This is a genomic window from Kitasatospora sp. cg17-2 (assembly GCF_054031055.1).
Window position 1 is genome coordinate 2,162,223 of sequence record NZ_CM132923.1, and the last position, 11,611, is coordinate 2,173,833.

The window sequence follows — 11,611 nt, forward strand, 5'->3', positions numbered from 1 at the left end:
TGGCGGCCGAAGACCGGTGGTCGCCGGCGCAGCGGCCCACGAGCACGGGAGCGACGAACCTCTTCCCGGCCCGTCCGGAACGCGGATCCCGCCCGTGCCGACACTGCTCGCAGCAGGCGTGTCGTGCGGGGTCGGTGGGGGGCGTGGGAGGATGGCAGGGCTGATGGGGACGACCTCCGGGCGGTGCTGGCCATGGTGACCGAGCATGGTGAACGAGCGTCGTGAGCACGAGGCGGGCGGGCCCGGGCGGGTGCCGTCCGGCGGTGTGCCGCGGCCTGAACCGGCCGAGGGGCCGGACGCGCTGCTGATGGTGCCGATCGCCACCGCGCTGATCGAGGCCGACGGCCGGATCCTGCACTGGAGCAGCGATGCCGAGGCCCTGCTGGGGTACTCCGCGAAGGAGGCGATCGGCGCGCGGGCCGCGCAGTTGCTGGCCTCGGAGGAGGACCGGCCGGAGGTGCTGGAGCTGTTCCAGCGGATCCTGGACGGCAGCGGCTGGTCCGGGGTGTTCCCGGTGCGCCACCGGGAAGGGCACCACGTCAACCTGGAGTTCCGCACCCATCCGATCGCCGGTCCCGCCGGCAGTCCCCTGGTGCTCGCGGTGGCCTCGGACGTGACCACGCTGCGCCGGATCCAGGCGGACCTGGCGGTGCTGGACGGCTTCTTCTCGCAGTCCCCGGTCGGGATGGCCGTCTACGACGCCCAGCTCGCCTTCGTGCGGATCAACGAGGCCCTGGCCCGGGTCAACGGGCTGCCGGTGGCGCGGCACCTCGGGCACCGGCTGACCGAGCTGCTGCCCGGGATCAACGGCGCGGAGAGCGAGGCCGTGATGCGCCGGGTGCTGGAGACCGGCGAACCGGTGGTGGACGCCCGCTCGCACGGCCGCACCCCGGGCGACCCGACCCACGACCACGCCTGGTCCGCCTCCTACTTCCGGCTGGAGGAGCCGGGCGGGCGGGTGCTCGGCGTGAGTTCGACCATCATCGACATCACCGAGCGCTTCCGGGCCGACGCCCGCGCCGCCCGCGCCCAGGAGCGGCTCGCCCTGCTGGTCGAGGCCACCGCCTCCATCGGCACCACCCTGGACCTGCGGCAGACCGCCCGGGAGCTGGCCGACGCCATGGTGCCCAAGGTGGCCGACATCAGCGGCGTCTTCGCCCTGGAGGCGCTGGCGGCCGGCCGCAACGTCGAGCCGCTGGACCCGGCCGCGCCGCAGCACGTGCGCCGGCTGGCCCTGGCGACCTCCGATCCGCTGTACCCGGCCGAGGCGCTGCCGGTCGACACCGTGTACGAGGTGACCCCCGACACCCCGTACGCGCGGGCGCTGGCCACCGGGCGGACGGTGGTGGTGCCGTCCTGGGAACTGCCGCCGCTGAGCGACGCGATCACCGAGAGCCGCCGGCAGGCGTTCCTCGGCGACCGTCCGCGTTCGGTGCGGATCACCCCGCTGGTGGCCCGCGGCACCACCCTCGGCATGATCGTCTACTCCCGGCGCGGCGAACGGGAGTCCTTCGCCGAGGCGGACATCACGCTCGGTGACGAGCTGGCCTCCCGGGCCGCCGTCGCCATCGACAACGCCCGGCTCTACCTGCGCCAGCACCAGATCGTGCTCGCCCGCCAGCAGGCCCTGCGCGAGGCGAAGGCCGCGCAGGAGCGCCTCGCGCTGGTCAACGTGGCCTCCGCCCGGATCGGCACCACCCTCGACCTCGCCCAGACCGCCGAGGAGCTGGCCGCCGTGGCGACCCCCCGGCTGGCCGACACGGTGGTGGTCGAGGTGCTGGACGACCTGGTGCGCGGCGAGCGCGAGGCCCGGCCGTCCGGCGACGGCTCGGCGCTGCTGCGGCGGATGGCCTTCCATTCGGCGGACCGCTCAACCCTGCGGCCGATCGACCGCAGCGGCGGGGTGCACCGGTTCCCGGCCTCCTCCCCGTACGCCTGGGCGCTCCGCCACCGCCGCCCGGTGCTGGTCCCGCGGATGGACGAGGCCGGGATGGCCTGGTTCCGCGACGATCCGGTGCGCGCCGCGGCGGTGCACGAGCAGCGGGTCAGCTCGTTCATGGTGGTGCCGCTGATCGCGCGCGGTTCGCCGGTCGGCGTCGCGGCGTTCTACCGGACGGTGGTGGAACGCCCCTACGAGGACGACGACCTGGCGCTGGCCGGGGAGTTGGCGGTGCGGGCGGCCGTCTCGATCGACAACGCGCTGCTGTTCACCCGGGAGCGGGACGCGGCGGCCGCCCGGCAGCGCGCGCTCGACGAGGCGTGGGCCGCGCAGCAGCGGCTGTCGCTGCTCAACGAGGCGTCCAACCGGATCGGCACCACCCTGGATCTCCACCGCACCGCCCACGAGTTGATCGAGGTGGTGATCCCCCGGTTCGCCGACTTCGTCACCGTCGACCTGCGCGAGGCGGTGCTCGGCGGCGAGGACCCGGCGCCCGTGCCGCCGGACGGCTCGGTGCTGATGCGGGCGGTGGCGGTCGGCGAGGTGGACGCCGAGGGTGTCATGTCGGACGCGGCCGACGCGGTCGGCGAGACCTCGCAGTCGGCCAAGGTGTACGCGGAGAGCCTGCGCACCGGGCGGTCCATCCTGGTGTCGGAGGTCGACGAGGCGGCGCTGCGCCGGATCGTCGCCTCCGAGGACCGGGTGAAGCCGGGCCTGGACGCGGGTGTGCACTCGTACCTGATGGTGCCGTTGATGGCGCGCGGACTGGTGCTGGGCGGCGCGGAGTTCATCCGTACCCGCAATCCGCTGTCGTTCGGCCCGGCGGACCGCGCGCTGGCCGAGGAACTGGTCGGGCGCACCGCGCTGGCGATCGACAACGGCCGGCTGTACCGGCGGGAGCGGGAGACGGCGCTCACCCTCCAGCGCAGCCTGCTGCCGCAGGAGATCCACCGCACGCTGGGGCTGGAGATCGCCTACCGCTATCTGCCGAGCAGTGTGGTGAGCGAGGTCGGCGGGGACTGGTTCGACGTCGTCCCGCTCTCCTCCGGCCGGGTCGCGCTGGTGGTCGGCGACGTCATGGGGCACGGCATCAGGGCGGCCGCGACCATGGGGCAACTGCGCACCGTGGCACGGACGTTGATCACTCTTGAGCTGGCGCCCGACCGGGTGCTGCAGCGGCTGGACGAGGCCACTACAGCGATCGGCGAGGGCCAGTTCGCCACCTGTGTCTGTGTGGTGTACGACCCCGTCGACCGCACCTGCACCGCCTCCTGCGCGGGCCACCTGCCGCCGGTGGTGGCCGACACCGAGGGGAACGCCCGACTGCTCGAACTGCCGCCCGGCGCGCCGCTCGGGGTCGGCGGAGTCCCGTTCGAGAGCGTCGGGTTCACCCTCCCGGAGGAGGGTCTGCTGGCCCTGTACACCGACGGCCTGGTCGAACGGCGCGGCCGCGACCTCGACGAGGGGCTGGAGCTGCTGTGCCGCACCATCGCGGACCGGAGCGGCTCGCTGGAGCAGACCTGCGACGCGGTGCTGTCCGAACTCACCGGCCGCAGCAGCGAGGACGACATCGCGATCATCATGGCGCAGGCCCGGGCGACCGGTTCGGACCGGATCGCCACCCTTCCGCTCGACGACGACCACGCGATGGTGGCCCACTCGCGCCGGTTCACCCGGGAGACGCTGACCGACTGGGGGCTGGCGCCGCTGGCCGACTGGGCGGAGCTGCTGACCAGCGAGCTGATCACCAACGCGCTGGTGCACGCGGGTTCGCCCACCCGGCTGCGGCTGCTGTGCAACCGCACGCTGACCGTGGAGGTGGCCGACCGGGACGCCGGCGCGCCCCGGATGCGGCGCGCCGACGAGGAGGACGAGGGCGGGCGCGGCATCCACCTGGTGAACGAGCTGGCCCACCGGTGGGGCACCCGGCAGACGCCGGACGGAAAGGTGGTGTGGTTCGAACTGGAGCTGCCGCCGGGGCTGTCGGAGCGCTGAGTCCCCGGCGGGACGGGCCGGGGCGCGGCCCGCCCCGCCGGGGGCGTCAGGTGTCGTCGGCGGCCAGCAGGTGTTCCAGCACCGGCAGGGCGGCGAGCAGCAGGGCCTGTTCGTCCGGGGCGAGGGCCTCCGCCCGGCGGGCGAGATGCTCGGAGCGCTGGCGGCGGATGCCCGCGAGCAGGTCGGCCCCGGCCGGGGCGATGGCCACCAGGAAGGAGCGGCCGTCCGTGGGGTCGGGGAGCCGTTCGACCACCCCTGCCGTCACCAGCGGGCCGACGGTGCGGGTCATGGAGGGCGCCGACACCCCCTCCAGGGCGGCGAGTTCGCCGAGCCGCAGGGGTCCGTGCTGTTCGATCCTGGCGATCGCGGACTGCTGGGCGAAGGTGAACTCCTGGCCGGCCGAGGACTGGGCGAGCCTGCGGTGCAGCCGGGCGATCACCAGCCGCAGCCGGGCGACGGCCGCCGCGTCCAGGGCACCGGCGTCCGCTTCCCCGGGGTTCGGGGCAACGGCGTCCGGGGCGCCGGGGTCCTGCGGTTCAGGGGTGTTCACGAGCGCGCTCCCCCGGTCGTCGCGCGGGCCTTCCCCGCGCCGCCACCGCCTCCGCCACCACTCCCCGTCCCGGCCGCCGACCGGCCGGCGCGCCCGCGCAGCAGCGAGGCGGCGGCGGCGACCAGCGACATCGCGATGGCCAGCGAGAACACCACCACCAGGCCGTCGTGGAACGGGCCGGAGATCAGGTGGGGGAAGAACTCCCGGCCGGTGAGCGTCCCGGCGTTGTCGGCGGGCACCTGGGCGAGGACCTGCGGGCCGAGCAGTTCGCGGACCGGGTTGTAGCCCAGGAAGGCCGCGAACAGCGTGCCGACCGGGGGCAGTTGGGCGACGGCGTGGGCGTCCGCGGCGGGCACCCCCTGGGCGGTGAGCCCGGCGGAGAGGGTCTGCGGCAGGGAACCGGCCAGGCCGGCGACCATGAGCGAGAAGAAGACGCCGATCGAGAGCACCATGCCGGCGTTCTGGAAGGTGGCCCGCATGCCGGAGGCGGCGCCCCGGTCCGCGGCGGGCACGCTGGACATCACCAGGGCGGTGTTGGGCGCGGCGAACAGACCGCCGCCGAGGCCGTTGAGGAAGACCAGCAGCGCGAACGCCGGGTACCCGAAGTCGGTGGGCAGGGCGAGCAGTCCGGCGAAGGACGCCGCCATCACCAGCAGACCGCCCGCGGCGAACAGCCTGGCCCCGAACCGGTCGGACAGGTACCCGGCGACCGGCCCGGCGGCGAGGAAGCCCACGGTGAGCGGAACCAGGTAGATGCCCGCCCACAGCGGGGTGTCGGCGTAGTCGTACCCGTGCAGCGGCAGCCAGATGCCCTGGAGCCAGACGATCAGCATGAACTGGAGGCCGCCCCGGGCGACCGAGCCCAGCAGGGTGGCGAGGTTGCCGCCGGTGAACACCGGGTCGCGGAAGAGCCGCAGCGGGAACATGGGTTCGGCGACCCGGCGCTCGACCGCGCAGAACACGCCGAGCACGGCGGTGCCGCCGAGCAGCCCGGCCAGGACCCACGGATCGGTCCAGCCCATGGTGTGCCCGCCGTAGGGCTGGATGCCGTAGGTGATCGCGGCGAGCAGGGCGGTCAGGCCGACGGCGAAGGTGATGTTGCCCCACCAGTCGATGCGGCCCGGGCGGCGGACGCCGGTCTCGCGCAGCGAGCGGTAGGCCCAGACGGTGCCGATCACGCCGATCGGCACGTTCACCCAGAAGATGGAGCGCCAGTTCCACTCGGCGAGCAGTCCGCCGAGGACGAGCCCGACGAAGGAGCCGGCGATCGCGGCGACCATGTTGACGCCCAGGGCCATGCCGCGCTGCCGGGCGGGGAAGGCGTCGGTGATGATCGCGGCGGAGTTCGCCATCAGCATGGCGCCGCCGACCGCCTGCACCACGCGCCAGCCGATCAGCCAGAGCGCGCCGCCCCCGCCCTGGAGGGGGTCGAGGGAGAGCACGACCGAGGTGAGGGTGAAGATCAGGAAGCCGGCGTTGTAGATCCGCACCCGGCCCCAGATGTCGCCGAGCCGTCCGAGGGTGACCACGAGCACCGCCGTGACCAGCATGTAGCCCATCAGCATCCACAGCAGGTAGCCGACGTTGCCGGGGCGGAGCGGGTCCAGGTGGATGCCGTTGAAGATCGCGGGCAGGGAGATCAGCACGATCGAGGAGTTGATCGTGGCGATCAGCATGCCCAGCGTGGTGTTGGAGAGCGCCACCCATTTGTAGCGCGGGTGGTCCGTGTCCACGTCCATCGCCCCGTCCTCCCCCGGATGGGCCGGGCCCCGGCCGGGCCCGGAAGTATTTAGCTGAGGTCAACTAAATTACTCCGTCCGGGGCGGTGGGAGAAGGGGCCCGGGCGGACCCGGGCGGACGGTAGGGACGGACGGTGCGGACGGAAGACGTGCGGCTACCAGGACTCCGGGTCCGACCAGGCCGCCAGGGTCCGGCGGCTCTCGAAGCGGCACGGCCGGCCGGTCAACGGGTCGGTGAACTCCATCGCGGCCGAGAGCAGCTGCAGCGGCCGCCGGAAGTCGTCCGGGGCCGGCTCCGGCAGCACCACCGGGTACACCGGGTCGCCCAGGATCGGCAGGCCGAGACCGCTCATGTGCAGCCGCAGCTGGTGCGTGCGGCCGGTGGACGGCCGCAGCAGGTAGTGGCCGAGCCCGCCGCGCCGCTCCAGCAGCCCGATCCGGCTCTCGCTGTTCGGCGGCGCGTCCAGCTCCTGGGCGGCGATCACCCCGCGCTCCTTCACGATGTGGCTGCGCACGGTGCGCGGCAGCTCCACCGCCGGGTCGTAGGCCGCCACCGCCCGGTACTCCTTGCGGACCAGCCGGTCCCGGAACAGCGACTGGTAGGCGCCCCGGTCCTGCGGCCGCACCACGAACATCGCCAGCCCCGCCGTCAACCGGTCCAGCCGGTGCGCCGGGCTCAGCGCGGGCAGGTCCAGCGTGTGCCGCAGCCGGCTCAGCGCCGTCTCCACGACGTGCCGCCCGCGCGGGGTGGTGGCCAGGAAGTGCGGCTTGTCGACCACCACCAGGTGCTCGTCCCGGTGCAGCACCGCCAGCTCGAACGGGACCGGCACCTCGGCCGGCAGCTCCCGGTAGAACCACAGGTGGGCGCCCGGCCGGAACGGGTCGGCCGGACCGACGGACCGGCCGTCCTCGCCGACCACCTCCCCGGCCCGCAGCAGCCCGTCCACCCGCTCCGCCGCCACCGCGGGCAGCCGCTCCCCCAGGTACTCCCGCACGGTCCCCCACGGCCCGCCGGTCACCGGCAGCCGCAGATGCACCGGATCGACCCCCTGCCGCTGCGGCAGGGGGGAGGTCGGGGCCGCGCTCCTACGTCTCATCGCGCCCGCCAGCCTAGTTCGTCGCGGACCCCGCACGGACGGCGGACGGCGGGCAGCGGGCGGACGGCGGCGGGCCGGCTTGCTGACCGGCCGGCCGGCCGACGGAGGCCGGTACGGGCCGGCGCCGGGATGCCGGTGGGGCGGGCGGCGGTGGAGAGTGGACGGAGGGGGCGGCTCCCCGGCGCGCACCGCCGTCGGGCCGTCGGACCGTCGAGTGGCCTGGAGGCGGGTGCGTGAGCGCGAGCGGCGAGGGCCCCGAGGGCGCGGCGGCGCCGGACGCCGTGCCGCTGCCCCGGCTGCCGCGGCGGACCAGGCTGCTGCTCGGCGGCGCCTTCCTGCTGCTGGTCGGGGCCGTCCTGACGGACCTGCTGACCGGCCCCGGCAGCACCCTCTCCCCCGTGCTCGCCGCCGCGCCCGTCCTGGTCGGGGCCACCACCCGCCGGGCCCGGGTGCCGCTCGCCACCGGCGCGGCCGCCGTCCTCGTGGCCGGTCTGCTGGAGGAGGCCAACTCCCACCTGCCGCTCTCGGTCCACCTCGCCTCGCTGATCACCATCACCGCCACCACCCTCGCCAGCACCGCCAACGTGGTGCTGATCGCCGCCCGCGAGCGCGAGCTGTTCCAGGTGCGCACCGTCGCCGAGGCCGCCCAGCGGGCCCTGCTGCGCCCGCCGCCCGAACGCATCGGGCCGCTACGGATCGCCGTCCGGTACGTGGCGGCCGCCGCCGAGGCGAGGATCGGCGGCGACCTGTACGAGGTGGTGGACACCCCGTTCGGGATCCGGATCCTGCTCGGGGACGTCCAGGGCCACGGCCTGCCGGCCGTCGAGACGGCGGCGGACGTGCTGGGCGCCTTCCGCACGGCCGCGCGCACCGAACCGGACCTCGCCCGGCTCGCCGAGCACCTGGACGCCGCGCTGACCGGGCGGCCCGCCGACGGGCGGTTCGTGACCGCGGTGCTGCTCGGCGTGGACCGGGGGGACAGCGCGGCCCTGCTGGTCAACTGCGGCCATCCGCACCCGCTGCTGCGCCGCGCCGGCCGGGTCACCGAGCTCGTCCCCGCCCGGCACGCCCCGCCGCTGGGCCTGCTCGGCCTGCTCGGCGACGGCCACTACACCGCCGAGCCGGTCGACCCCTGGCCCGGCGACCTGCTGCTGCTCTACACCGACGGGGTGTCCGAGGCCCGTGACGCGGCCGGCGAGTTCTACCCCCTCCCCGACCGCTTCTCCGGGCTCCCGGCCGGGAGCCCGGAGGACCTGATGGACGCCCTCCTGCCCGACCTCGCCTCCTGGGTCTCCCCGGGCGGCCTCGCCGACGACGCGGCCGCCCTCGCGGTCCGCTGGGACCGCTGACCGTCGGCCTCCAGCGGTCCGCCGCCCGGGCCGCCCGCCGTTCCGGGGCGGTTGTCGGTGGGGCGTGCGAGGGTGGTCCCGCGGTCGGTACCGACCGGGCGCGCGGGCTTTCGTCGAGGGGACGGTGCGATGGGCGGCAGGGCGAGCGGGGCGTTCGAGGTGACGGCGTTCGAGCCGGAGGAGGCGGACGAGCAGCCGGGCGCGACGCTCGGCCGGGTGCGGATCACCAAGGAGTTCACGGGCGGGCTGACCGGGGCGAGCGTGGTGCGGATGCTGTCGGTCATGGACGGCGCGGGCGGCCCGGCCGCGTACGTGGCGGTGGAGCGGTTCACGGGCGCGCTGGACGGGCGGCAGGGGTCGTTCGTGCTGCAGCACGCGGCGCCGGGGAGCCACGGCGAGCGGTTGGCGATCCGGGTGGTCGCGGGCACGGGCGCGGGCGAGCTGGCGGGGATCACCGGGGTGTTCGAGCTGGAGGTGGACGAGGAGGGCCGGCACACGTACGTCCTGGAGTACGAACTGGGCTGAGGCGCGGCGCCGGTGCGGCACGTCCGACTGCTGTCACGATGATGCGATCAATACACGATCGACATCGGAGAGTGACGGATGGTCGGGGTGCCCGCGGGAAGCACGGACGGGGTGCGGGGGATCGACGACGTGGTCCGGCGGCTGCGGGCGATCGCGGCCGGGCTCCCGCCGACCGACGGGGTGGCGGTCTTCAACCGGATGTACCTGACGGTCACCGAGGGCGTCCGGACCGGACTGGGCGGGTTCGCCGATCCGGCCGCCGTGGCCGAGCTGGACGTGCTCTTCGCCGGGCGCTACCTGCTGGCGGTGGACGCGGTCGCGGCGGGGCGGCGGCCGCCGGCCTGCTGGCGGCCGCTGTTCGAGCAGCGCGCCGATCCGGAGGTGCACCCGCTGCAGTTCGCGCTGGCCGGGATGAACGCCCACATCCAGCACGACCTGCCGCTCGCCGTCGTCGACACCTGCCGGCGGCTCGGCCGGGAGCCGGAGCAGCTGGAGGACGACTACCACCGGATCAACGGTCTGCTGGCGGAGGTCGAGACGGCCGTGCGCGAGCAGCTGATGCCCGGGCCGGACGTGCTGGAGCGGCTGGAGCCGATGACGCACCGGATCGGGGCGTGGTCGGTCGGCACCGCGCGGGAGGCGGCCTGGGGCTCGGTGCGGCTGCTCTGGGGGCTGCGCGGTCAGCCGGCGGCGTCGCGGGCGTGCGCCGCGGCGCTGGACGGAGCGGTCGGGCTGCTCGGCCGTGCGCTGCTCCTGCCGCTGGGCCTTCTCGACCCGGTGGCCGTCGAGACACCCGCCGTCGGCGCGCCCTCGCTCGGCCCGCCTCCGGCCGGAACGCCGGTGGCCGGAACGCCGGTGGCCGGCCGGCTCCCCGTGGCGAGGAGCAGGCCGGCCACCGACGGAACGCGCACCGGGCGGTGATCCGGCCCGGCCGCGGCGATCAGGCCCAGCTGGAGTGCAGCGGCTTGCCCTCGGCGTAGCCGGCCGCGCTCTGGATGCCGACCACGGCCTTCTCGTGGAACTCCTCCAGGCTGGCCGCGCCCGCGTAGGTGCAGGAGCTGCGCACGCCCGCGACGATGGAGTCGATGAGGTCCTCGACGCCCGGACGGGCCGGGTCCAGGAACATCCGGGAGTGCGAGATGCCCTCCTCGAACAACGCCTTGCGGGCGCGGTCGTACGTGGAGTCCTGGGCGGTGCGGTTGCTCACGGCCCGCTTGGAGGCCATGCCGAAGGACTCCTTGTACTGCCGGCCGTCGGCGGTGGCCTGGAGGTCGCCGGGCGACTCGTAGGTGCCGGCGAACCAGGAGCCGACCATCACGTTGGACGCGCCGGCGGCCAGCGCCATGGCGACGTCGCGCGGGTGGCGCACCCCGCCGTCGGCCCAGACGTGCTTGCCCAGGCGGCGGGCCTCGGCGGCGCACTCCAGCACGGCGGAGAACTGCGGGCGGCCGACGCCGGTCATCATCCGGGTGGTGCACATGGCGCCGGGGCCGACGCCGACCTTCAGGATGTCCGCGCCGGCCTCGACCAGGTCGCGCACCCCGGCGGCCGAGACGACGTTGCCCGCGACGATCGGGACCTGCGGGTCCAGCCCGCGCACGGCGCGCAGCGCGCTGATCATCGACTCCTGGTGGCCGTGCGCGGTGTCCACGACGAGCGTGTCGGCACCGGCCTCCAGCAGGGCCTTGGCCTTGCCGGGGACGTCGCCGTTGATGCCGACGGTGGCGGCGATCCGCAGCTTGCCGGCGGCGTCGACGGCCGGGGTGTAGAGGGTGGCGCGCAGCGCGTTCTTGCGGGTGAGCAGGCCGACCAGGCGGCCGTCGCGGTCGACGACGGGGGCGAGCTTGCGGTGCGCCTCGCTGAGCTTGTCGAAGGCGTCGCGCGGGTCGATGCCCTCGTCCAGCAGCAGCAGGTCGCGGGACATCACCTCGGCGAGCGAGGTGAAGCGGTCGACGCCCTGGCAGTCGGAGTCGGTGACGACGCCGACGGGGCGGCCGTCCTCGACCACGACCAGCGCGCCGTGGGCGCGCTTGGGCAGCAGCGAGAGCGCCTCGGCGACGGTGGCGCCGGGGTCGAGGGTGATGGCGGTGTCGTGCACCAGGTGGCGCTGCTTGACCCAGCCGACGACCTCGGCGATGACCTCGGTCGGGATGTCCTGCGGGATGGCGACCAGGCCGCCGCGGCGGGCGACGGTCTCGGCCATCCGGCGGCCGGCGATGGCGGTCATGTTGGCCACGACCAGCGGGATGGTGGTGCCGGTGCCGTCGTTGGAGGACAGGTCGACAGCCTGGCGGGAGCCCACGGCGGATCGGCTGGGGACCATGAAGACGTCGTCGTACGTGAGGTCGTACGAGGGCATGAGGTCGTTCAGGAAGCGCATGAAACGGGGCTCTCTGGCTGGGAGAAATGACACCTGG

The 11,611-nt window shown here is 74.9% G+C and carries 8 protein-coding genes; 4 read left to right on the forward strand and 4 right to left on the reverse strand.

The window, feature by feature from the left end; genetic code table 11:
• Positions 1 to 205 precede the first annotated feature (205 nt).
• On the forward strand, positions 206 to 3,934 hold the full coding sequence (locus ACW14Y_RS08450) for a SpoIIE family protein phosphatase (protein WP_380310466.1): 3,729 nt from the start codon (positions 206 to 208) through the stop codon (positions 3,932 to 3,934).
• Between the two features lie 46 nt (positions 3,935 to 3,980).
• On the opposite strand, the gene ACW14Y_RS08455 is transcribed toward ACW14Y_RS08450, so the two are convergent.
• From ACW14Y_RS08455 to ACW14Y_RS08465, 3 genes are all read right to left on the reverse strand, one after another.
• Entirely contained in the window at positions 3,981 to 4,484 is a 504-nt protein-coding gene (locus ACW14Y_RS08455) for a MarR family winged helix-turn-helix transcriptional regulator (protein ID WP_402722204.1), read from the reverse strand.
• A complete protein-coding gene (locus ACW14Y_RS08460; RefSeq protein WP_380443627.1) occupies positions 4,481 to 6,223 on the reverse strand; it encodes an MFS transporter in 1,743 nt (580 codons plus the stop codon). The genes ACW14Y_RS08455 and ACW14Y_RS08460 overlap by 4 nt, the downstream gene beginning before the upstream one ends.
• Positions 6,224 to 6,378: 155 nt before the next feature.
• Positions 6,379 to 7,320, reverse strand: coding sequence for a pseudouridine synthase (locus ACW14Y_RS08465; protein WP_380310472.1), 942 nt, complete (start codon positions 7,318 to 7,320; stop codon positions 6,379 to 6,381).
• Positions 7,321 to 7,553: 233 nt separating this feature from the next.
• Between ACW14Y_RS08465 and ACW14Y_RS08470 the strand changes: the two genes are divergently transcribed.
• The 3 genes from ACW14Y_RS08470 (at position 7,554) to ACW14Y_RS08480 (ending at position 10,115) form a co-directional block, all read left to right on the forward strand.
• A complete protein-coding gene (locus ACW14Y_RS08470) occupies positions 7,554 to 8,669 on the forward strand; it encodes a PP2C family protein-serine/threonine phosphatase (protein ID WP_380390548.1) in 1,116 nt (371 codons plus the stop codon).
• 129 nt (positions 8,670 to 8,798) lie between these two features.
• Entirely contained in the window at positions 8,799 to 9,194 is a 396-nt protein-coding gene (locus ACW14Y_RS08475; protein ID WP_380306191.1) for a DUF3224 domain-containing protein, read from the forward strand.
• 87 nt (positions 9,195 to 9,281) lie between these two features.
• The gene (locus tag ACW14Y_RS08480; protein WP_456986393.1) at positions 9,282 to 10,115 is read left to right on the forward strand and encodes a DUF5995 family protein; all 834 of its coding nucleotides are present in this window, start codon (positions 9,282 to 9,284) and stop codon (positions 10,113 to 10,115) included.
• A 19-nt stretch (positions 10,116 to 10,134) separates the two neighbouring features.
• Here the strand turns inward: ACW14Y_RS08480 and ACW14Y_RS08485 are convergent, their stop codons facing one another.
• Positions 10,135 to 11,574, reverse strand: coding sequence for a GuaB1 family IMP dehydrogenase-related protein (locus tag ACW14Y_RS08485; protein WP_456986394.1), 1,440 nt, complete (start codon positions 11,572 to 11,574; stop codon positions 10,135 to 10,137).
• Positions 11,575 to 11,611: the final 37 nt, after the last annotated feature.